General features: G+C 53.4%; 27 protein-coding genes. 20 read left to right on the forward strand and 7 right to left on the reverse strand.

The window, feature by feature from the left end; all coding sequences use genetic code 11:
• Positions 1-18: 18 nt before the first annotated feature.
• Positions 19-294, forward strand: a complete 276-nt coding sequence (locus ICA20_RS07600) for a YfcL family protein (protein WP_038642363.1) — start codon at positions 19-21, stop codon at positions 292-294.
• Positions 295-420: 126 nt separating this feature from the next.
• On the opposite strand, the gene mnmC is transcribed toward ICA20_RS07600, so the two are convergent.
• The gene (mnmC, locus tag ICA20_RS07605; protein ID WP_038642360.1) at positions 421-2,421 is read right to left on the reverse strand and encodes a bifunctional tRNA (5-methylaminomethyl-2-thiouridine)(34)-methyltransferase MnmD/FAD-dependent 5-carboxymethylaminomethyl-2-thiouridine(34) oxidoreductase MnmC; all 2,001 of its coding nucleotides are present in this window, start codon (positions 2,419-2,421) and stop codon (positions 421-423) included.
• 159 nt (positions 2,422-2,580) lie between these two features.
• Here mnmC and fabB point away from each other — a divergent pair, with 159 nt between their 5' ends.
• Complete coding sequence (gene fabB / locus ICA20_RS07610) at positions 2,581-3,801, forward strand: beta-ketoacyl-ACP synthase I (protein WP_038642358.1); 1,221 nt, start codon at positions 2,581-2,583, stop codon at positions 3,799-3,801.
• 44 nt (positions 3,802-3,845) lie between these two features.
• Here fabB and ICA20_RS07615 read toward each other — a convergent pair whose 3' ends face one another.
• Entirely contained in the window at positions 3,846-4,364 is a 519-nt protein-coding gene (locus ICA20_RS07615; protein ID WP_038642356.1) for a YbjP/YqhG family protein, read from the reverse strand.
• Between the two features lie 293 nt (positions 4,365-4,657).
• Here ICA20_RS07615 and ICA20_RS07620 point away from each other — a divergent pair, with 293 nt between their 5' ends.
• A complete protein-coding gene (locus ICA20_RS07620) occupies positions 4,658-5,836 on the forward strand; it encodes an MFS transporter (protein ID WP_038642354.1) in 1,179 nt (392 codons plus the stop codon).
• Here ICA20_RS07620 and flk read toward each other — a convergent pair.
• Positions 5,833-6,840, reverse strand: a complete 1,008-nt coding sequence (gene flk / locus ICA20_RS07625) for a flagella biosynthesis regulator Flk (RefSeq protein WP_038642353.1) — start codon at positions 6,838-6,840, stop codon at positions 5,833-5,835. The genes ICA20_RS07620 and flk overlap by 4 nt on opposite strands.
• A 108-nt stretch (positions 6,841-6,948) precedes the next feature.
• Between flk and pdxB the strand changes: the two genes are divergently transcribed.
• The 15 genes from pdxB (at position 6,949) to hisP (ending at position 21,292) form a co-directional block, all read left to right on the forward strand.
• Entirely contained in the window at positions 6,949-8,085 is a 1,137-nt protein-coding gene (pdxB, locus tag ICA20_RS07630) for a 4-phosphoerythronate dehydrogenase PdxB (protein ID WP_038642351.1), read from the forward strand.
• A gap of 67 nt (positions 8,086-8,152) precedes the next feature.
• Positions 8,153-9,166, forward strand: a complete 1,014-nt coding sequence (locus tag ICA20_RS07635; protein WP_038642349.1) for an aspartate-semialdehyde dehydrogenase — start codon at positions 8,153-8,155, stop codon at positions 9,164-9,166.
• A complete protein-coding gene (gene truA / locus ICA20_RS07640; protein ID WP_038642347.1) occupies positions 9,166-9,978 on the forward strand; it encodes a tRNA pseudouridine(38-40) synthase TruA in 813 nt (270 codons plus the stop codon). The genes ICA20_RS07635 and truA overlap by 1 nt, the downstream gene beginning before the upstream one ends.
• A 24-nt stretch (positions 9,979-10,002) precedes the next feature.
• The gene (locus ICA20_RS07645) at positions 10,003-10,662 is read left to right on the forward strand and encodes a DedA family protein (protein ID WP_003028140.1); all 660 of its coding nucleotides are present in this window, start codon (positions 10,003-10,005) and stop codon (positions 10,660-10,662) included.
• Positions 10,663-10,811: 149 nt separating this feature from the next.
• Positions 10,812-11,726 (forward strand): acetyl-CoA carboxylase, carboxyltransferase subunit beta, encoded by a 915-nt coding sequence (gene accD, locus ICA20_RS07650; RefSeq protein WP_038642345.1) that lies wholly within the window; start codon positions 10,812-10,814, stop codon positions 11,724-11,726.
• Positions 11,727-11,994: 268 nt separating this feature from the next.
• Complete coding sequence (gene folC / locus ICA20_RS07655) at positions 11,995-13,263, forward strand: bifunctional tetrahydrofolate synthase/dihydrofolate synthase (protein WP_038642343.1); 1,269 nt, start codon at positions 11,995-11,997, stop codon at positions 13,261-13,263.
• Positions 13,253-13,921, forward strand: coding sequence for a cell division protein DedD (gene dedD / locus ICA20_RS07660; protein WP_038642341.1), 669 nt, complete (start codon positions 13,253-13,255; stop codon positions 13,919-13,921). Before folC ends, dedD begins: the two co-directional genes overlap by 11 nt.
• Positions 13,922-14,123: 202 nt before the next feature.
• Entirely contained in the window at positions 14,124-14,612 is a 489-nt protein-coding gene (cvpA, locus tag ICA20_RS07665) for a colicin V production protein (RefSeq protein ID WP_038642339.1), read from the forward strand.
• A gap of 33 nt (positions 14,613-14,645) precedes the next feature.
• Complete coding sequence (purF, locus tag ICA20_RS07670) at positions 14,646-16,163, forward strand: amidophosphoribosyltransferase (RefSeq protein ID WP_005129677.1); 1,518 nt, start codon at positions 14,646-14,648, stop codon at positions 16,161-16,163.
• A 97-nt stretch (positions 16,164-16,260) separates the two neighbouring features.
• Positions 16,261-16,830 carry a UbiX family flavin prenyltransferase gene (locus ICA20_RS07675; RefSeq protein ID WP_038642336.1) on the forward strand — a complete coding sequence of 190 codons (570 nt, stop codon included), beginning with the start codon at positions 16,261-16,263 and terminating at the stop codon, positions 16,828-16,830.
• A gap of 285 nt (positions 16,831-17,115) precedes the next feature.
• Positions 17,116-17,898: a lysine/arginine/ornithine ABC transporter substrate-binding protein ArgT gene (gene argT, locus ICA20_RS07680; RefSeq protein WP_006683634.1), complete on the forward strand. Its 783-nt coding sequence runs from the start codon at positions 17,116-17,118 to the stop codon at positions 17,896-17,898.
• A gap of 247 nt (positions 17,899-18,145) precedes the next feature.
• On the forward strand, positions 18,146-18,928 hold the full coding sequence (gene hisJ / locus ICA20_RS07685) for a histidine ABC transporter substrate-binding protein HisJ (RefSeq protein ID WP_003028120.1): 783 nt from the start codon (positions 18,146-18,148) through the stop codon (positions 18,926-18,928).
• A gap of 186 nt (positions 18,929-19,114) precedes the next feature.
• Positions 19,115-19,801 carry a histidine ABC transporter permease HisQ gene (locus ICA20_RS07690; protein WP_038642334.1) on the forward strand — a complete coding sequence of 229 codons (687 nt, stop codon included), beginning with the start codon at positions 19,115-19,117 and terminating at the stop codon, positions 19,799-19,801.
• Positions 19,798-20,505, forward strand: a complete 708-nt coding sequence (gene hisM, locus ICA20_RS07695) for a histidine ABC transporter permease HisM (protein ID WP_038642332.1) — start codon at positions 19,798-19,800, stop codon at positions 20,503-20,505. The genes ICA20_RS07690 and hisM overlap by 4 nt, the downstream gene beginning before the upstream one ends.
• A gap of 13 nt (positions 20,506-20,518) precedes the next feature.
• Positions 20,519-21,292 (forward strand): histidine ABC transporter ATP-binding protein HisP, encoded by a 774-nt coding sequence (gene hisP, locus ICA20_RS07700; RefSeq protein ID WP_038642330.1) that lies wholly within the window; start codon positions 20,519-20,521, stop codon positions 21,290-21,292.
• 33 nt (positions 21,293-21,325) lie between these two features.
• On the opposite strand, the gene ICA20_RS07705 is transcribed toward hisP, so the two are convergent.
• From ICA20_RS07705 to yfcG, 4 genes are all read right to left on the reverse strand, one after another.
• Entirely contained in the window at positions 21,326-21,841 is a 516-nt protein-coding gene (locus tag ICA20_RS07705) for a GNAT family N-acetyltransferase (RefSeq protein WP_071888158.1), read from the reverse strand.
• A 71-nt stretch (positions 21,842-21,912) separates the two neighbouring features.
• Positions 21,913-22,806, reverse strand: coding sequence for a TIGR01777 family oxidoreductase (locus ICA20_RS07710; protein WP_038642326.1), 894 nt, complete (start codon positions 22,804-22,806; stop codon positions 21,913-21,915).
• Between the two features lie 19 nt (positions 22,807-22,825).
• On the reverse strand, positions 22,826-23,188 hold the full coding sequence (folX, locus tag ICA20_RS07715; protein WP_038642324.1) for a dihydroneopterin triphosphate 2'-epimerase: 363 nt from the start codon (positions 23,186-23,188) through the stop codon (positions 22,826-22,828).
• A gap of 54 nt (positions 23,189-23,242) precedes the next feature.
• A complete protein-coding gene (gene yfcG / locus ICA20_RS07720; RefSeq protein WP_038643278.1) occupies positions 23,243-23,878 on the reverse strand; it encodes a GSH-dependent disulfide bond oxidoreductase in 636 nt (211 codons plus the stop codon).
• Positions 23,879-24,012: 134 nt separating this feature from the next.
• Here yfcG and yfcF point away from each other — a divergent pair, with 134 nt between their 5' ends.
• Together yfcF and yfcE are read left to right on the forward strand one after the other, a co-directional pair.
• Entirely contained in the window at positions 24,013-24,657 is a 645-nt protein-coding gene (yfcF, locus tag ICA20_RS07725) for a glutathione transferase (protein WP_038642322.1), read from the forward strand.
• A 55-nt stretch (positions 24,658-24,712) separates the two neighbouring features.
• Positions 24,713-25,264 (forward strand): phosphodiesterase, encoded by a 552-nt coding sequence (gene yfcE, locus ICA20_RS07730; RefSeq protein ID WP_038642320.1) that lies wholly within the window; start codon positions 24,713-24,715, stop codon positions 25,262-25,264.
• The last annotated feature ends 16 nt before the right edge of the window (positions 25,265-25,280 follow it).

Raw genomic sequence — 25,280 nt, forward strand, 5'->3', positions numbered from 1 at the left:
TTACAATGAGGAAAGAAGATGATCGCGGAGTTTGAATCACGCATTCTGGCATTAATCGACGATATGGTAGAGCACGCCAGCGATGATGAGTTGTTTGCCAGTGGCTATTTGCGTGGGCACCTGACGCTGGCCGTAGCAGAGCTGGACGCTGGCGAGGACCATTCCGCTGAGGCATTGTACACCAATGTGACCAGCAGCCTGGAAAAAGCGATTAGCGCAGGCGAACTTTCGCCGCGTGACCAGGCGTTAGTGAAAGAGATGTGGGACGCTTTATTTCAAAAGGCAACGCAATAATAATTGCAGTGGATTGTGCCGGATGGCGACGCTAAGGCGTCTTATCCGGCCTACGTGGACTGACGATTCGGGTTCAGTTTGTAGGCCTGACAAGCGCAGCGCATCAGGCAATGATGAGAAAGTATTTTATTTCACCGCTTTACCCTTCAATAGCTTCCTGACCCACAACCGATTCGGGTTCAGTGCCGCCAGCGTACTGGCATCCATAGGAATGGGTTCATCGCTCATTTGCGCTGCCAGAATTTCTGCACACAGTGGGGCTGAGCACAACCCGCGTGACCCCAGCGCGCCCAGCATAAATAGATCGGCATACACCGGGGCGCTTACCGCGTGCGCTTTGTCTTCGGCAAGCGTGGCGTACTGGCTGAGCGTGGCGTTATAGTCCGCGACATTGCCCACCATCGGGATGTGATCGCGCGTAGCGCAGCGGACCCCGCAGCGGGCGGCATGCGCACTGACATCCACCTCTTTTGCCCATGCGGCGTGCGGGAAGCAGTCGATTAAACGCTGACGATTTTGCTGCTGGTCGTCCTCGCGATACTCAGTCTCCTCACACCCACGATGATAGCTGGCGCCAATGCAGTGTTGCTGGTTTTGCGGGTTATGCGGCGTGAGGTAACCGTCGTAGCACAACACCTGGCGCAGCGCTGACAGCGTAGGCGTGGTGGGGATATGACTCACCTGACCGCCAACGGAATAGACCGGTAACGACTGCGTCTGCTCAAAGCGGTTAATGCGATAGCCGTTAGCCAGAACCACCGCTTCGTGAGTGGCGGTTTCTCCACAGGCAAACTGTAATTGCCAGCTTGCTGTCTGGCGCGTCAGTGAGACCAACGTGTGTTGGTAGCGGGTACGTAATCCCAGCGTTGTGGCATAGTCCAGTACGGCGGCGGTTAACTGCGCCGGGCACAGCCATCCACCTGCCGGATACTGAATCCCGCCGCATCCGGTTTCCACGCCTGTCGTTTGCAACACCTGCTGTGCGTCTACGCCGACGGCGAGCGCATCGGGCAGTTCAAGAGACAGCATTTGAGTGATTTTCTGCTGGCTTTTTTCATCCCAGGCGAGCTGCGTCACGCCGCACCAGTCATGTGCGAACTCAACCGGAAGGGCGTCATACAGTCGGCGGGCGAAGGTAAACGCAGTGGGGAAAAAGAGATTAATGGCCGCATCATGCTTGCTGAGTAACGGATAGAGCGCGCCCTGACGGTTACCTGATGCGCCTTCAGCAGGTTTCGCGTCTGCGCAATAGAGCGTGACCTGCCAGCCGCGGCGTAGTAGCGCCAGCGACAGCAATGCGCTGGCGATGCCACCGCCAATAATAGCGGCTTCGCGCTTATCTGTGCCCGTGCGCGTGAACCACGGAGCCGATGAAGAGAGCGCCAGAGTCTGTTCCATGATGCCACAAAGCATTTCGCGTTTGCGGCCAAAGCCTTTGCGTTTTTGCATTGTAAACCCGGCTTCCTGCAACCCCCGTCGCACAAAGCCTGCCGATGTGAAGGTGGCCAGCGTGCCGCCGGGGCGAGCCAGTCGGGCCATCGCGTTAAACAGCGTTGGCGTCCACATGTCCGGATTTTTCGCCGGTGCGAAACCGTCCAGGAACCAGGCGTCCACTTTTTGATTCAAAGAGTCATCCAGTTTACTGGTCAGTTCATTAATATCGCCAAACCACAGATCCAGCGTGACGCGCCCATCATCAAGAAGCAGACGATGGCATCCCGCCAGCGGCAGCGGCCACTGCTCTTGCAGTGCCGTGGCCCACGGAGCAAGCTCCGGCCAGTGCTGATGGGCCAGGGTCAGATCTTCACGCGTCAGCGGATATTTTTCGAAACTGATGAAATGTAATCTTTCCAGGGTAGCGTCAGGGTGGGTATCGCGAAAATCGGCAAATGCCTGCCAGAGCGTCAGGAAGTTAAGCCCGGTGCCAAACCCGCTTTCAGCCACCACGAAAAGGGGACGTGAATGCGCAGGAAATCTCTGTGCGAGATGATTCCCGCCGAGGAAGACGTAACGTGTCTCTTCCAGCCCGTTATCATTGGAAAAATAGACATCATCAAAATCTCGGGAAACAGGTGTACCCTCAGCGTTGAATTCAAGGTTGGCAGGTTGTATAGCGTATTGTTTCACGTAAGTTACTCGTCTGGCAGGCTGTGCCCCGATCTTAGCGATGAGTGCCTGGCTGCGCAAATTTCCACATTAAATGGCTGATCGGACTTGTTCGGCGTACAAGTGTACGCTATTGTGCCACTCGAAACTTTAAAATAGTGCGACTTACAGAGGTATTGAATGAAACGTGCAGTGATTACTGGCTTGGGCATCGTTTCCAGCATCGGTAATAACCAGCAGGAAGTCCTGGCATCTCTGCGTGAAGGACGTTCAGGGATCACTTTCTCTCAGGAGCTGAAGGACTCCGGCATGCGTAGCCACGTATGGGGCAACGTAAAACTGGATACCACTGGCCTCATTGACCGCAAAGTAGTGCGCTTCATGAGCGACGCATCCATCTATGCATTCCTTTCCATGGAGCAGGCTGTGGCGGATGCCGGTCTTGCTGCAGAAGATTACCAGAATAACCCGCGCGTTGGCCTGATTGCAGGTTCCGGCGGCGGTTCCCCGCGTTTTCAGGTGTTCGGCGCTGACGCAATGCGTAGCCCGCGTGGCCTGAAAGCGGTTGGCCCGTATGTGGTCACCAAAGCGATGGCGTCCGGCGTTTCTGCCTGCCTCGCAACGCCGTTTAAAATTCACGGCGTAAACTACTCCATCAGTTCTGCCTGTGCGACTTCTGCGCACTGCATCGGCAACGCAGTAGAACAAATTCAACTGGGCAAACAAGACATCGTGTTTGCTGGCGGCGGCGAAGAGCTGTGCTGGGAAATGGCGTGTGAATTCGACGCCATGGGCGCGCTGTCTACCAAATATAACGACGACCCGTCGAAAGCTTCCCGTACCTATGACGCAAACCGTGACGGTTTTGTTATCGCGGGCGGCGGCGGTATGGTTGTGGTTGAAGAGCTGGAACACGCTCTGGCCCGTGGCGCGCACATCTACGCGGAAATCGTCGGTTACGGCGCGACCTCTGATGGCGCAGACATGGTTGCACCGTCAGGCGAAGGCGCAGTACGTTGCATGCAGATGGCGATGCACGGTGTAGACACCCCGATCGACTACCTGAACTCTCACGGTACTTCTACTCCGGTAGGCGACGTGAAAGAGCTGGGCGCAATCCGTGAAGTGTTTGGCGACAACAGCCCGGCAATTTCTGCAACCAAAGCGATGACTGGTCACTCACTGGGCGCGGCTGGCGTGCAGGAAGCTATCTACTCTCTGCTGATGCTGGAACACGGCTTTATCGCGCCGAGCATCAACATTGAAGAGCTGGACGAGCAGGCGGCAGGTCTGAACATCGTGACCAAACCGACCGAGCAGGCGCTGACCACCGTGATGTCCAACAGCTTCGGCTTTGGCGGCACTAACGCGACGCTGGTCATGCGTAAGCTGAAAGCGTAAGTCTGTAAAATAAAATGCAAAGGGGAGTCTGATGGCTCCCTTTTTTATTTATTCATCTTTTCGTACTCCGATGCGATTTTCGCCGACCACGCTTTGGCTTGTGTAATATCACCGGTACTGTAGATTGGTTGTTCAAATTGATTGCCCAGATCCCGCACGCGATAAATTTTCCAGCGACCTTCTTCCCAACGGGTATACACTTCCAGTTGCATGGGCGTTTCGCCTGCCGGCCCACCTAATTGTACTCCCACCTTTTCACCACCGAGAAAGGGCTCAGCCGCTCCAATCTGTAACAGCGGGATCCATTTGGGGTCGTAATCCTGCACGTACATAAAATAGTCAGAATTTATTATTTCCTGCTCGTAAAGGCTGTCAATCAGCGCCAAACGGTCGATAACGTCTTTCGCCACATAATGTTGCATGAGCGCGGACGTATCTCGATCTTGTGTGTAGGCGGACATCCACGCGAGATAGAATTGTTTAACAGCCTGTGTGCTGTCTTGATGAGGCGCATAGCAGCCGCAAAGCATCAGGATGAGAGCAATAAACGAAAATGCTTTCATTACCGTGTCCCTAAAAATATATTCCGGCAAAAAAGATCGTTGAGTGTCCCCCTGATTGAAAACTATTTCCTCATTGTTAGTGCTTTTCTTCGATAATATAACCCTCTGTTTTGTGGATGCCTTCGGTGATTTCGAGGTTGACAAGTTTAGCCCCTCACAGGCAGACTCCAGCTTCAACATTATCCTCTTGATAATGCGTAAGCGTTTAACGTTATCCAACGCACCTTAATCCTGAAAGTCAGGTAGAGGGGGCGTGGGCATTCCTCGCCTTACTCTGCATTTTGGAGTAACGCATGACAGCAGTAACCCAACAAGAAAAAACACCGTCGGCGAACTTTTCGCTGTTTCGTATCGCTTTTGCGGTTTTCCTGACCTACATGACGGTCGGTCTGCCTTTACCCGTCATTCCACTGTTTGTGCACCACGAGCTGGGCTATGGCAATACCATGGTCGGTATCGCCGTAGGCGTACAGTTTCTGGCAACGGTCTTAACGCGTGGTTATGCCGGGCGCTTAGCCGATCAATATGGCGCTAAACGTTCGGCGCTACAGGGGATGTTTGCCTGTGCGCTGGCGGGCGCGGCGTGGCTTTTAGCCGCGCTATTACCTGTCTCTGTCCCGGTGAAATTTGCGTTGTTGATTGTCGGACGTCTGATCCTCGGCTTTGGCGAAAGCCAACTGCTCACCGGAACGCTGACCTGGGGACTAGGGCTGGTTGGCCCAACGCGTTCCGGTAAGGTGATGTCGTGGAACGGGATGGCGATTTACGGTGCGCTGGCTGCCGGTGCGCCGTTGGGCTTGCTGATCCATAGCCACTTCGGCTTCGCGGCGCTGGCGGGAACCACAATGGTATTACCGCTGCTGGCCTGGGCATTCAACGGCACCGTTCGTAAAGTGCCTGCGCATGCCGGGGAGCGACCTTCACTGTGGAGCGTGGTCGGGCTTATCTGGAAACCGGGCCTGGGTCTGGCATTGCAGGGCGTGGGGTTTGCCGTCATCGGTACGTTTATTTCGCTTTATTTTGTCAGCAATGGCTGGACGATGGCGGGATTCACCCTGACCGCGTTTGGCGGGGCATTTGTGCTGATGCGCATTCTGTTTGGCTGGATGCCGGACCGGTTCGGCGGCGTGCAGGTCGCCGTTGTTTCATTGCTGGTTGAAACTGCGGGTCTGATCCTGCTGTGGCAGGCTCCCTCTGCCTGGGTTGCTCTGCTCGGGGCGGCATTAACCGGGGCCGGATGTTCGCTTATCTTCCCGGCATTGGGCGTTGAGGTTGTGAAGCGAGTGCCCGCGCAGGTTCGCGGTACGGCGCTGGGCGGTTACGCCGCATTTCAGGATATCTCCTACGGCGTAAGCGGCCCTGTCGCCGGGGTGCTGGCCACCGCGTACGGCTATCCCTCGGTATTCCTTGCCGGGGCGATATCCGCCGTGGTGGGAATTGTTGTGACGTTGCTGACTTTGCGAAAAGGCTAAGCGACCAGCCAGAAAATGGCTAACGCAATCATCAAGGCAATAAATATCATTCCCGGTCGTGTCGACAGTGATTTAACCGTTTCAATCATCGGCGCGAACGGGCTGAAAATGGGCTGAGGATGGCGCGGATCGTTTAATTCCTGCTCCCGGTCACGTTCCACGCGGCGCAGGAAGATTTGATTCAGCAAGTCCAGCACCTGAACCGTGGTCAGAATCGATTGTGGTTGGATCTGATACGTCTGCTGCGCGTACTCTTTGATTGCCGTCAGCTCATTCGGCTCTAACGGCAGCTTCAGCGCCGCCTGCAGCGTTTGTAAGGTCGGGGCAGTTTGCAGACTGAGCGTCTGGCGCGCCTGCAGCCAGGTGACCAGATGCGAAAATTGTTTGGCGGGGATTAACTCTCCGCTTTTTACCCCAGACAGCTCCAGCATAGACTGCCAGATCATCTTACCGGATTCGCCCGTGGCCGCCGCCAGTTTGGTAACCAACTGGTTCAGCGTATTGTGCTCTGCGGGGAGTAACGGACGATCGGTAGCCGGACGCTGCTGCGGCTGCGGTATCGAAAGCTGACCTTGTTGTAACAGGGTCAGCACGTTCTTCAATTGCTCAGGCGTGAGTTGGCTAAGCGCCGTCTGCCCGTACTGCTGGCGGATAAAATCACTCACCGCCTGACGGTTATTTCCCTGACTCAATAGCTCCGTGAGCTGCGACAGCACCTGACGATTAGCATGGTTCTGTTGTGCGACTTCCAGCCGCTGGTTCAAATTTTGTTCGGCGGCGGGAAAGTGACGTGACTGCAACGGTGTATCACTTTTGACGCCCAGATCGTGTTTCATTCCGGCCCATACCTCAGCGCTTTGCTGCTGAGTGAGCGAAATCAAACGGGTAATCAGTCGTTCCAGCACGGTACGTTGTATCGTGGATAACGGTTGCTCACCTGCAACGGAGGGGGCATTTTGGCCTTCGCCGGGAGGGCGAGCGGGCGTACCTGAAATGGGCTGCATCGTCTCTGTTCCTTAAATCTGTGCTGACCAGGTCTCGCAGTATGCCTGGCGGCGAGATTATGGCACACTTGCCCGGTTAACTCTCGTTCTCAAACAGGTGCGAAAGACGTGAAAATCCTCGTTGATGAAAATATGCCCTATGCCCGCGAACTGTTCAGTCGTTTGGGGGAGGTCAAAGCGGTTCCTGGTCGTCCGATTCCCGTTGCCGAACTGGATGATGCGGATGCCTTAATGGTGCGCTCGGTGACGAAAGTCAATGAATCACTGCTCAGCGGAAAACCGGTTAAATTTGTCGGTACGGCAACCGCAGGCACGGACCATGTGGATGAAGCCTGGCTTGCGCAGTCGGGAATCGGTTTTTCCGCAGCGCCCGGATGTAATGCGATTGCGGTCGTAGAATATGTTTTTTCAGCGTTGCTGATGCTGGCGGAGCGCGACGGTTTTGCGTTACGCGATCGTACCGTGGGCATCGTCGGTGTTGGTAACGTGGGCGGACGTTTGCAGGCGCGACTGGAAGCGCTGGGGATCCGTACCTTGCTGTGCGATCCTCCGCGGGCCGATCGCGGTGATGAGGGCGATTTCCGCTCGCTGGACGAACTGGTACAGCAGGCCGATGTACTGACTTTCCATACGCCGTTATTTAAAGACGGTCCGTACAAAACGCTGCACCTTGCGGATGACGCGCTGATTAGTCGGCTGAAGCCGGGCACCATTCTGATCAACGCCTGCCGGGGGCCGGTTATCGACAATACGGCATTACTGAATCGGCTTAACGCCGGGCAGACGCTGAGCGTGGTGTTGGATGTCTGGGAAGGCGAGCCGGATCTCAATGTGGCGTTGCTGGAGAAAGCCGATATCGGCACGGCGCACATTGCCGGGTATACCCTGGAAGGAAAAGCGCGTGGGACCACGCAGGTCTTTGAGGCCTATAGTAAGTTTATTGGCCGCGAACAGCACGTTGCGCTGAACACTCTGTTACCTGCGCCGGAATTTGGGCGTATCACGTTGCATGGCCCGTTAGATCAGCCAACGCTGAAAAGGCTGGCGCATTTAGTGTATGATGTGCGCCGCGATGATGCGCCGCTGCGTAAAGTCGCTGGAATTCCGGGTGAGTTTGATAAACTGCGTAAAAATTATCTTGAGCGCCGTGAATGGTCGTCTTTATACGTGATGTGTGACGACGCAACGGCTGCCGCCTTGCTGTGTAAGCTGGGTTTTAACGCGGTTCATCACCCGGCACATTAATGTCTTCTTAATGCTCCCTGTCGAATAATGCGACAGGGACGCTTATGTATTTCTGGAGTAAATCACCATGTCTGAAGGCTGGAACATTGCCATTCTGGGCGCAACGGGCGCCGTAGGCGAAGCCCTGCTCGATACGCTGGCTGAACGCCAGTTCCCGGTCGGTGAAATTTTTGCGCTGGCGCGTAACGAAAGCGCTGGTGAGCACCTGCGTTTTAACGGTAAATCGGTCATTGTTCAGGATGTTGCAGACTTTGACTGGACGCAGGCACAACTGGCATTTTTTGTTGCGGGCGCTGAGGCCACCGCTGCATGGGTGGAAGAAGCAACCAATGCCGGTTGCCTGGTTATCGACAGCAGCGGTCTGTTCGCACTTGAGCCTGACGTTCCGCTGGTGGTTCCGGACGTTAACCCGTTCGTGCTGGCAGATTACCGCAACCGCAATGTGATTGCAGTCCCTAATAGCCTGACCAGTCAACTGCTGTCTGCGTTGAAACCGCTGATTGATGACGGTGGTCTTTCACGTATTACGGTGACCAATATTCTGTCGGCCTCCGCGCACGGTAAAAAAGCGGTGGATGCGTTGGCAGGGCAAAGTGCGAAACTGCTCAATGGTATCCCGATTGACGAAGACGATTTCTTTGGTCGCCAGTTGGCATTCAATATGCTGCCGCTGCTGCCAGATCGCGAAGGTAGCGTGCGCGAAGAGCGTCGTATCGTCGATGAAGTGCGCAAAATTATGCAGGATGACGGTCTGCTTATCTCCGCTAGCATCGTACAGTCACCGGTATTCTACGGTCACGCGCAGATGGTGAATTTTGAAGCCCTGCGTCCGTTGGCGGCGGAAGAAGCGCGCGATGCGTTTTCTCGCGCTGAAGACGTGGTGTTGTCGGAAGAGACCGATTTCCCGACTCAGGTTGGCGATGCGTCTGGTACCCCACATCTTTCCATCGGCTGTGTACATAACGATTACGGTATGCCGGAGCAGGTTCAGTTCTGGTCCGTGGCAGACAACGTACGCTTTGGCGGCGCGTTGATGGCGGTGAAAATTGCGGAAAAACTGGTGCAGGAGTATCTGTACTAATGTCGGACCTGCAACAGCCGCTACCCCATAAAATTGCGCTGGGCATTGAGTATGACGGCAGCAAATATTATGGCTGGCAGCGCCAGAACGAAGTGCGTAGCGTTCAGGAAAAGCTGGAAAAAGCGCTTTCTCAGGTCGCGAATGAGCGTATCAATGTCTTTTGTGCGGGGCGCACGGATGCAGGCGTTCATGGCACAGGCCAGGTCGTACATTTTGAAACGCACGCTGTGCGTAAAGATGCCGCCTGGACGTTGGGCGTAAATGCGAATCTACCTGGTGACATCGCCGTGCGCTGGGTGAAAGCTGTACCTGATGATTTTCATGCCCGATTCAGCGCCACGGCTCGCCGTTATCGCTACATCATCTACAATCATCGGTTGCGCCCTGCGGTTTTGGGCAAAGGGGTAACCCATTACTATGAGCCGCTGGATGCTGAACGTATGCATCGTGCAGCCCAGTGTCTGATCGGCGAAAATGATTTTACCTCGTTTCGTGCGGTGCAGTGCCAGTCGCGCACGCCGTGGCGTAACGTGATGCACATAAACGTTGAACGTTTTGGCGCATATGTGGTGGTGGATATTAAAGCGAATGCCTTTGTACATCATATGGTCAGGAATATTGTCGGCAGCCTGATGGAAGTAGGCGCCAACAACCAGCCGGAGAGCTGGATAGCAGAACTGTTAGCGGCGAAGGACAGAACGCTGGCAGCGGCAACGGCGAAAGCGGAAGGACTGTATTTGGTCGCGGTAGATTACCCTGACCGGTTCGACCTGCCAAAACCGCCAATGGGCCCGCTATTTCTGGCGGACTAATTTGAGTCGTATAAAGGCAAAACTATGGATCTGATTTACTTTCTTATCGATTTTATTCTGCACATTGATGTGCACCTGGCGGAGCTGGTCGCGGAATACGGTATCTGGGTATACGCGATTCTGTTTCTGATCCTGTTCTGTGAAACCGGGCTGGTAGTGACGCCGTTCCTGCCGGGGGACTCGCTGCTGTTTGTTGCCGGCGCGCTTTCTGCGCTGCCAACTAACGATCTCAATGTTCATCTGATGGTGGCGTTGATGATTGTGGCTGCGATTGTCGGCGATGCGGTGAACTACACGATTGGCCGGTTGTTCGGTGAGAAACTCTTTAGTAACCCGAACTCCAAAATTTTTCGTCGCAGCTACCTGGATAAAACCCATGCGTTCTACGAGCGTCATGGCGGGAAAACGATTATCCTGGCGCGTTTCGTGCCTATCGTGCGTACATTTGCGCCATTTGTTGCCGGTATGGGACACATGTCCTACCGCCACTTTGCGATGTATAACGTTGTAGGCGCGCTGCTGTGGGTATTGCTGTTCACCTATGCAGGCTATCTGTTTGGCGATCTGCCAATAGTTCAGGAAAACCTGAAATTATTGATTGTGGCGATTATCGTCCTTTCCGTATTGCCGGGCGTGATAGAAGTGATTCGTCATAAACGGGCTGCGTCACGGGCTGCAAAATAGAAAGTAACTCAGCGGTTCGACCACTTTTTTATCCAAAGTTTCGGGCTGTTATGTTTTAATGTGCAACATTCATGGTCTGTTAGGGGCAAAAATGGCATTATGCGCCCCTTATAACAAAGCTGACTAGGGTTCAGGCAGAAAGGTCACCAATGAGCTGGATTGAACGAATTAAAAGCAACATTACTCCCACCCGCAAGGCAAGCATTCCTGAAGGGGTGTGGACCAAGTGTGATAGCTGCGGTCAGGTTTTATACCGTGCTGAGCTGGAACGTAATCTTGAGGTCTGTCCGAAGTGTGACCATCATATGCGCATGTCGGCGCGCAATCGCCTGCATAGCCTGTTAGATGAAGGTACTCTTGTGGAACTGGGTAGCGAACTTGAGCCGAAAGACGTGCTGAAGTTTCGTGACTCCAAAAAGTACAAAGACAGACTGGCCTCAGCACAGAAAGAAACCGGCGAGAAAGATGCGCTGGTGGTGATGAAAGGCACGCTTCACGGCATGCCGGTCGTTGCGGCTGCATTCGAGTTCGCGTTTATGGGCGGCTCCATGGGGTCTGTCGTCGGTGCGCGTTTTGTCCGTGCCGTTGAGCAGGCGCTGGAAGACAACTGTCCGCTGATCTGCTTCTCCGCTTCTGGCGGGGCGCGTATGCAGGAAGCGCTGATGTCTCTGATGCAAATGGCGAAAACGTCTGCTGCGCTGGCGAAAATGCAGGAACGCGGTTTACCGTACATTTCTGTACTGACCGACCCAACGATGGGCGGTGTTTCCGCAAGCTTCGCGATGCTGGGCGATCTCAACATTGCCGAACCGAAAGCGCTGATTGGCTTTGCGGGTCCGCGTGTTATTGAGCAAACCGTACGTGAGAAACTGCCGCCGGGATTCCAGCGCAGCGAGTTCCTGATTGAAAAAGGCGCTATCGATATGATCGTCCGCCGTCCGGAAATGCGCCTGAAACTGGCAAGCATTCTGGCGAAGCTGATGAATCTTCCGGCGCCGAATCCGGATGAGCCACGTGAAGGCGAAGTGGTACCTCCGGTACCCGATCAGGAATCAGAGTCCTGATAATATACTCTATGGATTTCGAGTTGCAGGTAGGCGGCAAGAGAGTTCATCCCGATGAGCTTGCACAGGTAAGTGATTCGGGTGAACGACAAATCTGCCGGGAGCAGATTTGAACGCCGCATGCGGCGGCCCCGAAGGGGGAGGCCCAGGGATGGGCCGAGTAATCCGCAGCCAACAAGCCTGCAGCTTGAAAGACGACGAGTACAAAAGGGCAGGGCCAGTTGGCGCTGCCTTTTGCTTTTCTCAACGTAAAGAATCTACAGGCATCATGGACAATAAACGTATTCCTCAAGCCGCGTCGCCTCTGGCGTCGTGGCTTTCTTATCTGGAAAACCTGCACAGTAAAACCATCGATCTGGGCCTCGAACGCGTAAGCCTGGTGGCGCGCAAACTGGGCGTGTTAAAACCCGCACCATTTGTCTTTACGGTGGCGGGCACCAACGGAAAAGGCACGACCTGCCGTACGCTGGAATCGGTGCTGACCGCAGCAGGTTATAAAGTCGGAGTATACAGTTCGCCGCATCTGGTGCGTTACACGGAACGCGTGCGCGTGCAGGGGGGGGAACTGCCGGAATCCGCGCATACTGCCTCGTTTGCTGAGATTGAAGACGCACGTGGCGATATTTCATTGACCTATTTTGAATACGGTACGCTATCGGCGCTCTGGTTGTTTAAACAGGCTCAGTTGGACGTAGTCATTCTGGAAGTGGGGTTAGGCGGTCGCCTTGACGCGACGAATATCGTCGATGCCGATGTTGCGGTCGTCACCAGTATTGCGCTTGATCATACCGACTGGCTGGGCCCTGATCGCGAGAGCATTGGTCGTGAGAAAGCGGGGATTTTCCGCGCAGAGAAACCGGCCATCGTTGGTGAACCTGAAATGCCATACACTATTGCGGATGTGGCGCAAGAGTGCGGGGCGATTTTGCAACGCTGTGGTGTGGACTGGCGCTATACGGTAACGGATAACGACTGGTCCTTTACGGACACTCACGGCACGTTGGCGCATCTGCCATTGCCACAGGTTCCACAACCGAACGCCGCGACCGCACTGGCTGCGCTGCGTGCCTGTGGTCTTGACGTCAGCGAGCAGGCAATTCGTGACGGAATCAAACAGGCGATTTTACCGGGGCGCTTCCAGATTGTGAGCGAGTCGCCGCGGGTGATTTTTGATGTTGCCCATAACCCGCACGCGGCGGAATATCTGACCGGACGTCTGAAAAAGTTAGTGAAAAGCGGGCGTGTACTTGCAGTTATCGGTATGCTACATGATAAAGATATTGCCGGTACGTTGGCCTGGTTAAAAAGCGTGGTTGATGCCTGGTACTGCGCGCCACTGGAAGGGCCGCGTGGCGCAACGGCAGAACAGCTGTTAGAACATCTGGGCAAAGGTGAAGCCTATGACAGCGTGGCGCAGGCATGGTCTGCGGCACTGGCCGAGGCGAAGCCAGAAGATACCGTGTTGGTGTGTGGATCGTTTCACACTGTCGCACATGTCATGGAAGTGATAGACGTGGGGAGAAGCGGTGGCGAGTAAGTTTCAGAATCGATTAGTTGGCACAATTGTGCTGGTCGCGCTTGGGGTGATTGTGCTCCCCGGGCTGCTTGACGGGCAAAAAAAACATTATCAGGATGAGTTTGCTGCGATCCCTCTGGTGCCCAAACCGGGCGATCGCGATGAGCCGGACATGATGCCTGCGGCAACGCAGGCGCTGCCAACGCAACCGCCTGAAGGGGCGGCAGAAGAGGTGCGCGCGGGCGATGCCGCCGCGCCATCGTTGGATCCGTCGCGTATGACAACGGCAAGTAGCGCGGAGTTAGATCCTGTCCCCGTACCTGTTGAACCGCCGAAACCTAAACCGAAGCCGCAACCCGTTGTCGCCACACCGGCGCCAACGCCTGCGCCAGCTCCAGCGCCGAAACCGGTCGCTGAAGAAGCGCCAGCCCCGACCGGCAAAGCGTATGTTGTGCAGCTCGGCGCGCTGAAAAATGCGGATAAGGTCAATGAGATCGTGGGTAAACTTCGTGGCGCGGGCTTCCGGGTATATACTTCCCCGTCAACGCCGGTACAGGGTAAAATAACCCGCATTCTCGTCGGCCCTGACGCCTCCAGAGATAAGCTGAAGAATTCGCTGGGCGAGCTACAGAAGATCTCCGGTCTGAGTGGGGTTGTGATGGGATATACCCCTAATTAAGGGGCTGTTACATGCAGGCCGGATACGGTGTTTTCACCGTCTCCGGCCAGTGCCCGAAGAGGCATAAAACCGTATGGCGTTGAAGATTTTTTCAGCGCCATTTTTATTTACGCGTGGAAAGGAAATCCCTACGCAAACGTTTTCTTTTTCTGTTAGAATGCGCCCCGAACAGGACGACAGGGCGTAAAATCGTGGGACACTTATGGTCTGGATTGATTACGCCATTATCGCGGTGATTGGTTTTTCCTGTCTGGTTAGCCTGATCCGTGGCTTTGTTCGTGAAGCATTATCGTTGGTGACTTGGGGTTGTGCTTTCTTTGTCGCCAGCCATTACTACACTTACCTGTCTGTCTGGTTTACGGGCTTTGAAGACGAACTGGTTCGAAATGGGATTGCTATCGCGATACTGTTTATCGCGACACTTATCGTCGGCGCTATCGTTAACTTTGTGATAGGCCAACTGGTAGAGAAAACAGGTCTGTCGGGTACCGACAGGGTGTTGGGGATTTGCTTCGGTGCTCTGCGAGGAGCGCTGATCGTCGCCGCCATACTGTTCTTTCTCGATACGTTTACCGGTCTGTCAAAAAGTGAAGACTGGAATAAGTCGCAGCTGATCCCGCAGTTCAGTTTCATCATCAGATGGTTCTTTGACTATCTGCAAAGCTCGTCAAGTTTCTTGCCCAAAGTATAAACTTTGGGTCGTTGCTGAACGAGGAAAAGACGTATGTGCGGTATTGTCGGTATCGCCGGTGTTATGCCGGTAAACCAGTCGATTTATGACGCGTTAACGGTGCTCCAGCATCGTGGTCAGGATGCTGCGGGCATCATCACTATTGATGCCAACAACTGCTTCCGCTTGCGTAAAGCAAACGGAATGGTGAGCGATATTTTTGAAGCGCGCCATATGCAGCGTTTGCAGGGCAATATGGGCATCGGTCATGTGCGTTACCCAACGGCTGGCAGCTCCAGCGCCTCCGAAGCTCAACCTTTTTACGTCAACTCACCGTATGGCATCACGCTTGCCCACAATGGCAACCTGACCAATGCGCATGAGCTGCGGAAAAAGCTATTTGAAGAAAAGCGCCGCCACATCAATACCACTTCAGATTCTGAAATCCTGCTGAATATTTTCGCCAGCGAGCTGGATAACTTCCGCCATTACCCGCTGGAAGCAGACAATATTTTTGCTGCTATTGCGGCAACCAACCGCCAGATCCGTGGCGCCTATGCCTGCGTGGCGATGATTATCGGCCACGGTATGGTCGCCTTCCGCGATCCTAACGGTATTCGCCCGCTGGTGCTGGGGAAACGTGATATCGGCGATGGTCGCACCGAGTATATGGTGGCTTCCGAGAGCGTGGCGCTGGATACGCTGGGCTTTGAATTCCTGCGCGACGTAGCACCTGGCGAAGCGGTGTACATCACCGAAAAAGGTCAGCTGTTTACCCGCCAGTGCGCCGATAACCCGGTCAGCAATCCGTGCCTGTTCGAATACGTTTACTTTGCGCGTCCTGACTCCTTTATCGACAAGATTTCCGTCTACAGCGCGCGTGTGAATATGGGAACTAAGCTCGGCGAAAAAATTGCCCGCGAGTGGGAAGATCTGGACATCGACGTGGTGATCCCGATTCCGGAAACCTCATGCGATATCGCGCTGGAAATCGCCCGTATTCTCGGCAAGCCGTATCGTCAGGGGTTTGTGAAAAACCGCTACGTAGGGCGTACCTTTATCATGCCGGGCCAGCAGCTGCGTCGTAAATCCGTGCGCCGTAAACTGAACGCCAACCGTGCGGAGTTCCGTGATAAGAACGTGCTGCTGGTGGATGACTCTATCGTACGTGGCACCACCTCAGAACAGATTATCGAGATGGCGCGTGAAGCCGGAGCGAAGAAAGTGTATCTGGCCTCTGCCGCACCGGAAATCCGCTTCCCGAACGTTTATGGTATCGATATGCCGACGGCGACGGAGCTGATTGCTCATGGTCGCGAAGTGGACGAGATCCGCCAGATAATCGGCGCAGACGGGCTTATCTTCCAGGATCTCAACGATCTGATTGAAGCGGTCCGCGCTGAGAACCCGGATATTCAGCAGTTTGAATGTTCAGTGTTTAACGGCGTCTATGTCACCAAAGACGTTGACCAGCAGTATCTCGATTTCCTTGACTCCCTGCGTAATGACGATGCCAAAGCGATATTGCGTCAGAATGAAGCGGAAAACCTTGAGATGCACAACGAAGGTTAATGTTTGCTCGCAAGCAAGGGCGCAACCCGCACCCTTGCTTGCAACTCCCCGTAAATTCCTGCAAAGTCGGACCTGAAGCAAGCAAGGGCGATTAAACATGAAACGACTCATCATTGGTATTTCTGGCGCAAGTGGAGCGATTTACGGCGTGCGCCTGCTGCAGGTTTTGCGTGACGTTACTGATGTGGAAACCCATCTGGTGATGAGCGCCGCTGCCCGGCAGACGCTGGCGCTGGAAACGGATCTCTCTGTACGCGACGTGCAGGCTCTGGCGAATGTGACTCACGATACGCGCGATATCGCCGCCAGTATATCGTCTGGCTCTTTTCAGACCGCCGGGATGGTTATCCTGCCCTGTTCAATTAAAACCCTTTCTGGCATCGTTCATAGCTATACCGATGGGCTGCTCACCCGTGCGGCTGACGTGGTATTGAAAGAACGTCGACCGCTGGTGCTGTGCGTGCGTGAAACGCCATTGCATCTGGGGCATTTGCGGCTGATGACGCAGGCGGCAGAAATTGGAGCGGTGATTATGCCGCCTGTCCCGGCGTTTTATCATCGCCCGCAAACGTTAGATGATGTGATTAATCAAACGGTTAATCGTGTCCTTGACCAGTTTGATATTTCCCTTCCTCAGGACCTCTTCACCCGCTGGCAAGGGGCGTAAGCCGTTCCATCAGCGTGCAAAGAAACATCCGTTGCCCTGTTTCAGGGCAATTTTGTAACCGCGATCATATCCTCAACATTTAATTCGTCAAAACTCAACGAAACGCTGCGTTTCAACCGTCAGACCTGCTATCTTCAAAATCAGGACAATATTGCAACGTTTTATTAACATATTTAACGTCGATTATCCTCAACGACGCGAAAATGGCATAAGACCTGCATGAAAAAGTCTGCAAACACAACACAACGTAAAACATAATAAAATTACGCCACTTGAGGGTTATGTATGAAGAAGACGGTTCTTGCTTTGTCTTTGCTGGTAGGACTTTCCGCAACCGCGGCCAGTTACGCAGCACTTCCGCAGACAGTTCGTATTGGTACAGATACCACCTACGCGCCTTTTTCCTCTAAAGATGCCAAGGGCGACTTTGTCGGCTTTGATATCGATTTAGGAAATGAGATGTGTAAACGCATGCAGATCAAATGTACCTGGGTTGCCAGCGACTTTGATGCGCTGATCCCGTCGCTGAAAGCGAAAAAAATTGATGCCATTATCTCCTCGCTTTCTATCACCGAGAAGCGCCAGCAAGAGATTGCCTTCTCAGACAAACTTTACGCCGCAGATTCTCGTTTGATCGCCGCGAAAGGTTCCCCGATTCAACCGACTCTGGACTCCCTCAAAGGTAAACACGTAGGCGTACTACAAGGCTCAACTCAGGAAGCCTATGCCAATGATAACTGGCGCAGCAAAGGCGTGGATGTGGTGGCCTATGCGAACCAGGACCTGATCTATTCTGACCTGACGGCGGGCCGTCTGGATGCGGCATTGCAGGATGAAGTCGCGGCCAGTGAAGGTTTCCTTAAACAGCCTGCAGGCAAAGACTACGCTTTTGCCGGTCCTTCAGTTAAAGATAAAAAATACTTTGGCGACGGAACCGGGATTGGCTTGCGCAAAGATGATGCGGAGCTGAAAGCGGCTTTCGATAAAGCGCTGGGCGAACTGCGCAAAGACGGCACCTACGACAAGATGGCGAGTAAGTATTTTAACTTTAATGTCTACGGCGATTAATTCATCGACGTGGGGAGTTGGCTGCACCATGGCGGGTAACCATTATGGTGCATCATAAATTCAGTGCACTGTTTTGGTGCCTTTATCGCTGACTTAATAAGCATGAGTGCATACTTAAGCGCTTTTCATGCAAATAAATACCGCCGACAAGGTAGAATGCTTTGCCTTGTCGGCCTGATTAATGGCACGATAACTGCACCTGGTCCTGTAAAGATCCCCTATAAAAGACAGTCTGTTGAGGATAGTTATGAAAAAACTGGTGTTGTCTCTTTCTCTGGTCCTGGCTTTCTCCAGTGCTACCGCAGCATTTGCAGCCATTCCGCAAAAAATTCGTATCGGCACCGATCCTACTTATGCGCCGTTCGAATCGAAAAATGCGCAGGGTGAATTAGTCGGTTTTGATATCGATCTGGCTAAAGAGCTATGCAAACGTATTAATACACAATGTACCTTCGTGGAAAACCCGCTGGACGCGCTGATCCCTTCGCTAAAAGCGAAGAAAATCGATGCGATTATGTCTTCGCTTTCCATTACTGAAAAACGTCAGCAGGAAATCGCGTTTACCGACAAACTTTATGCAGCCGACTCGCGTCTGGTTGTCGCTAAGGATTCTGCTATTCAGCCGACCATTGAGTCGCTGAAAGGCAAACGTGTCGGCGTGCTGCAGGGCACCACTCAGGAAACGTTCGGCAACGAACACTGGGCGCCAAAAGGTATTGAAATTGTCTCCTATCAGGGACAAGACAACATCTATTCTGACCTGACTGCCGGGCGTATTGACGCCGCATTCCAGGACGAAGTCGCTGCCAGCGAAGGCTTCCTGAAACAGCCAGTTGGTAAGGATTACAAATTCGGCGGCCCGTCTGTGAAAGACGAGAAATTGTTTGGCGTGGGTACCGGTATGGGGCTGCGTAAAGATGATAACGAGCTGCGCGAAGCACTGAATAAAGCCTTTGCGGAGATGCGCGCTGACGGCACTTACGAGAAGCTGGCTAAAAAGTACTTCGATTTTGATGTTTATGGCGGTTAATCACCGCAGGTGCTGATAAAGCCCGTAGATTTTTGACGCGTTGAATTTATGCCTGATGGCGCTGCGCTCATCCGGCCTACATTGATTTTGTAGGCCGGATAAGGCAACGCCGCCATCCGGCATTTAACGGTGAGTCTGAAATCAAAAGAGGCTTATTACTCCACCACACACGACAGGACAGGCAGCATGTTGTATGGCTTTTCAGGTGTTATTTTACAGGGCGCAATTGTTACGCTTGAGCTGGCTCTCAGCTCAGTGGTGCTGGCGGTTCTGATAGGCCTTGTCGGCGCGGCAGCAAAACTGTCGCAAAGCCGGGCGTTGGGGCTTATTTTCGAAGCGTACACCACGCTTATCCGCGGCGTGCCCGATCTGGTCTTAATGTTGCTCATCTTCTATGGATTACAAATCGCGCTGAATACCATTACCGATGCAATGGGGGTCAGCCAGATTGATATCGATCCGATGGTAGCAGGGATAATCACGCTCGGATTTATCTACGGGGCTTACTTTACCGAAACGTTCCGCGGCGCGTTTATGGCTGTGCCCAAAGGCCATATTGAAGCCGCGACGGCATTCGGCTTTACCAGTTCACAAATATTTCGCCGCATTATGTTCCCGGCGATGATGCGCTATGCCTTACCGGGAATTGGTAATAACTGGCAGGTTATTCTCAAAGCCACGGCGTTGGTATCGCTGCTCGGTCTGGAAGATGTGGTGAAAGCCACTCAGCTTGCCGGGAAGAGCACCTGGGAGCCGTTCTATTTTGCCGTGGTGTGCGGGGTCATCTATCTGGTGTTTACCACAGTTTCTAATGGTGTGCTGCTGTACCTTGAGCGCCGTTACTCCGTGGGTGTGAAGAGGGCTGACCTGTGATTGAGATAATTCAGGAGTACTGGAAATCCCTGCTGTGGACGGACGGTTACCGCTTTACCGGTGTGGCAATTACTTTGTGGTTGTTGATCTCGTCGGTGGTGATGGGCGGCATACTGGCGCTGTTTTTGGCGATTGGTCGCGTTTCCAGCAATAAATTTATCCAGTTCCCGATCTGGTTATTTACCTATGTTTTTCGTGGCACGCCGCTGTATGTACAGCTGCTGGTGTTTTATTCCGGGATGTATACGCTGGAGATAGTCAAAGGAACGGACTTCCTCAACGCGTTTTTCCGCAGCGGATTGAATTGTACCGTACTGGCGTTGACGCTGAATACCTGCGCCTATACGACGGAGATTTTCGCCGGGGCGATTCGTTCTGTGCCACACGGTGAGATTGAAGCCGCGCGCGCTTACGGTTTCTCGTCATTCAAACTGTATCGCTGCATAATTTTGCCTTCCGCGCTGCGTATTGCGCTGCCGGCATACAGCAATGAAGTGATTTTAATGCTGCACTCCACGGCGCTGGCGTTTACCGCCACGGTGCCTGATTTGTTGAAAATCGCCCGCGATATCAACTCGGCAACGTATCAACCGTTTACCGCTTTTGGTATTGCCGCGGTGCTGTATTTGATTATTTCGTATGTCCTGATCAGTCTGTTCCGTAAAGCGGAAAAACGCTGGTTGCAGCATGTATCCTCTAAATAATTCGAGTAACACGATGTCTGAGAATAAATTAAACGTTATCGATTTACATAAGCACTACGGCGAACATGAAGTGCTGAAAGGGGTATCGCTGCAAGCTAATGCGGGTGATGTTATCAGTATTATCGGTTCGTCAGGTTCCGGTAAAAGTACCTTTCTGCGCTGCATTAACTTTCTTGAAAAACCGAGCGCTGGTTCTATTGTCGTCAGTGGGCAGAACATTGGACTGGTGCGTGACAAAGACGGCCAGCTCAAGGTTGCGGACAAAAATCAACTGCGTTTGCTGCGCACAAGACTAACCATGGTCTTTCAGCACTTTAATCTGTGGAGCCACATGACGGTGCTGGAAAACGTCATGGAAGCGCCGATTCAGGTATTGGGATTGAGCAAGCAGGAAGCCCGCGCACGCGCGGTGAAGTATCTGGCTAAAGTGGGCATTGATGAGCGAGCGCAGGGTAAATATCCGGTGCATTTGTCTGGTGGTCAGCAGCAGCGCGTTTCTATTGCGCGAGCGCTGGCGATGGAACCGGAGGTGTTGCTGTTTGATGAACCCACCTCGGCGCTTGACCCAGAGCTGGTCGGCGAAGTGCTGCGCATTATGCAGCAACTGGCCGAAGAGGGGAAAACCATGGTGGTCGTGACCCATGAAATGGGGTTTGCCCGAAATGTCTCCACGCACGTAATCTTTCTGCATCAGGGGAAAATTGAAGAAGAGGGCGACCCGGAGCAGGTATTCGGCAACCCGCAAAGCCCACGCTTGCAGCAGTTCCTCAAAGGATCGCTGAAGTAATTCAGTTGCCCGGAGGCGCTATGCTTTCCGGGCCTACCGCTTTAACGCATCGCACTCCAGGCGATAAACCCAGTCGTCGTGCGCGATCCCATTAATTTCATACGCTTTTTCCAGCACCTGCGTTCGTACAAAGCCCGTCTTTTCCAGAACACGTATCGACCCCTTATTCTCTGCCAGCACGTAAGCATTTATCGCCGTGACGCCAGCCTGCTCCAGGGCATACTGACACACCGCGCGCACGGCTTCGCTGGCAATACCTTTCCCCTGCGCATGCGGCATGAGGGCGTAACCGAGGTCGGCCTCATGCGGATAAAGATGACTGATTTGCAGACCAATATCGCCGAGCGGCGTCGGGTTGTTATGCTCGCGAATAACAAATGTGTGCTGTGCGGCAAGGCGTCTGGCGAATAACAGACGCGTATCCTTTGCTGGGGCGATGTCGCCCATATAGCGCATGACTTCAGGGCTTTCACGCAGTCTCTGGAAAAATGACCAGTCAGAAAATTGAAACAAAGAGAGGGTAAGACGGGGAGTCGATATTTTTGCCATAACGTCGCCATTGCGGAAGTCAGATCTATAACCTTACCATCGCAACGGCGAATGTGAATAGCGCTTAGCAACTATCGGATAACATCCGCTAGCGCCTCTTCTAAATCGTACCAACGAAACGCAAAACCGGACGCTTCCAGGCGTTTGGGTAACGCCCGCTGTCCGCCGAGAACCAGCACGGAAGACTCGCCCATCAGTAGACGTATTACGCCAGCGGGAACGCGCAGAATGGCTGGGCGGTTTAATGCATGACCCAGTGCGTGGGCAAACTGCTCATTGTGTACCGGGTACGGTGAAACCATATTGAAGGGGCCACGCAGATCGTTATCCAGCAGCCAGATAATGCCGTTGACCATATCATCAATATGGATCCAGGCCAGATATTGGCGTCCGTTACCAATCGGGCCGCCTAAACCAAGACGGAATGGCGGGACCATTTTCCCCAGAATCCCGCCAGCAGAGGCCAATACCACGCCGGTACGCAACATACACACGCGGGTTTTGTCACTTTGCGCGGTGCTGGCAATTTGCTCCCAGCGGGCGCACAGCTTATGAGTAAATTCGTTATGCGGCGGCTCTTCTTCCGTGACGACAACTTCGCCCAGATCGCCGTAGTAACCGGTAGCGGAACCGGATATTAACACCGCGGGCGGCGTCTCGCTGGCGTTGATTAAATCGACCAGTTTCTGCGTGATGCCCCAACGACTCTGGCACAGGCGCTCCTTTTGCTCAGCGCTCCAGCGCTTATCTGCAATAGGCTCTCCGGCAAGGTTAATCACGGCATCAATGTCGTCGAGATTTTGCTGCTCTGCCAGCCCCTTCCATAACGTGACCCGAGAGTCGAGAATCTGACGCGCCTTATCAGGGGTACGTGTCACTACGGTTATCTGATGCCCCAGTTCGAGCAGGCGGGGGATCAGATGACGTCCAATCAGGCCAGTACCGCCGGTAATCAGAATCTGCATGTCGCCTCCCGGGTTACGTTTAACGCTGCCAGCTCAGCGTCATGGATACTGAGTCGGCGTAACGCAATGCGTGAAGTTTATCGATCTCCACTTCAGCATAAGTGACCCAGTGATGTTCGCGTGCGATATCGAGCACATCTTGAGTTAATTTTTCTAATAGTGAGAAGCGGTTACTCTCCACGTGCGCAATGATGCTTTTGGTGATAGTGCGATAATTCAGCGCGTCGTTGATATCTTCGCTGATACGGGCTTTGTCTGCCGGATAATGAATGGCAATGTTGATGACGATATCCTGGCGGTTAAGGATCTCCTCTTCTTTGATGCCGATAAAGGTGCGCAGACGAAGGTTTTTTATACGAATAATCGCGTCAGGTTGTGACATTGCAGGTTTCCTCCATGTATGAACCTATTCATGATACACGAGAATCGAACCGTGTTACCGCTTCTCACTCTGCGCTTGCAGCATGGCGCGTTCTGTGGCGGGCCGCGTACGGATGCGCTCATGCCAGTTATTAACCGCCGGGTAATTGTCGAGGTCGATACGCTGACGCTGGTGGGCATGAATCCATGGCCAGCAGGCTATGTCCGCAATGCTGTAGTGATCGCCCCCCAGCCAGGGGGAGGTTTCCAGACGTTTATTCATCACGTTGTACAGGCGCTGGGTTTCAACCTGGTATCTTTCAATGGCGTAGGGAATAGTCTGCGGGGCGTAATGACTGAAATGATGATTCTGACCGAGCATGGGCCCCAGGCCGCTGACCTGCCAGAACAGCCATTGCAGCGTGGTGTGGCGCTCACGCAACTCACCGCTCAGCAGCTTGCCGCTCTTTTCCGCCAGATAGAGTAAAATTTCTCCGGACTCAAACAGACTGATCGGGCTTCCACCATCCTGCGGCGCATTGTCGATAATGGCCGGGATTTTATTGTTCGGCGAGATCTGCAGAAAATCAGGACGAAACTGGCTACCTTTGCTGATATCGACATGAATCAGACGATATTGCAGCTGCGCTTCTTCAAGAAACAGCGTGATTTTGTGACCGTTTGGCGATGGCGTGTAATAGAGATCGATCATTTTCAGCGTCCGTTTTGTCATGAACCGGGTCATTACAAGTATAGAGCCTGTTGGCGTGCGTGAGTTTTCATCAAGTGACAGCGAGAGAAAGACTCTATATTTTGAAGGCAAGCCAATACACTTCAGAGGACGTTATGAGTAAACCTGCAATTACGCTGTGGTCAGATGCCAATTTTTTCTCCCCTTACGTGCTGTCTGTTTATGTCGCTCTGCAAGAGAAAGGGCTACCTTTTACGCTGAAAACTGTTGATCTCAGCAGCGGTGAACACTTGCAACCTTCATGGCAAGGTTATGCGTTGACGCGCCGCGTGCCGGTCCTGGAGATTGACGATTTCGAGCTGAGCGAATCATCAGCAATTACTGAGTTTCTGGAAGAGAGCTTTGCCCCGCCGCAGTGGGAGCGCATCTACCCACACGATGTGCAAAAGCGCGCGCGGGCTCGCCAGCTGCAGGCGTGGATCCGCAGCGATCTGATGCCTATTCGTGAAGAGCGCTCAACGGATGTGGTTTTTGCTGGCGTGAAAAAAGCGCCGCTGAGCGACGCCGGAAAAGCCAGTGCGGAAAAACTGTTCGCCACTGCGAGCAGTTTACTGAGGCATGGTAAACAGAATTTATTTGGCGAATGGTGTATCGCTGATTGCGATTTAGCGCTAATGCTTAATCGTCTGGTCCTTAACGGCGATGAGGTGCCAGAAGCGCTTGCGGAATACGCCACCTTCCAGTGGCAGCGCGCTTCAGTTCAGCGTTTTATCGCGCTTTCAGCGAAGCGTTCCTGCTGACCATCGGAGCGTAATCCAGTATCATTACAAGGTAATTTTCAACGAGGAGTGAGTGATGAAACTGATGTTCGCATCGGACATTCATGGTTCGTTGCCAGCCACGGAACGCGTACTCGAACTGTTTAGCGCAAGCGGTGCGCAATGGCTGGTGATATTGGGTGATGTTTTAAATCACGGACCGCGTAATGCGTTGCCGGAAGGCTATGCGCCCGCGCAGGTTGCAGAGCGGTTGAATGAACTGGCAGCGCGGATTATTGCGGTGCGTGGCAATTGCGACAGCGAAGTGGATCAGATGCTCCTGCATTTTCCGATAACCGCGCCGTGGCAGCAAATTCTGACAGAAAACCAGCGACTCTTTTTGACGCACGGGCATCTTTTTGGCCCGCAAAATATGCCAGTGCTCAGCGCGGGAGATGTACTGGTTTATGGCCATACTCATCTGCCGGTTGCCGAGTTGCAAGGGGATGTCTATCACTTTAACCCTGGCTCGGTAAGCATCCCGAAAGGAGGCTTTGCGGCAAGCTACGGGATTCTGGATGATAATGTTCTCAGCGTAATGGCACTCAATGATCAAAGTGTTATTGCGCAGATCGAGATTAATCCGTAATTTACCCCACAAACAT

Source organism: Citrobacter sp. C5_2, from assembly GCF_014596845.2.
GTDB classification, from domain to species: Bacteria; Pseudomonadota; Gammaproteobacteria; order Enterobacterales; family Enterobacteriaceae; genus Citrobacter; species Citrobacter werkmanii.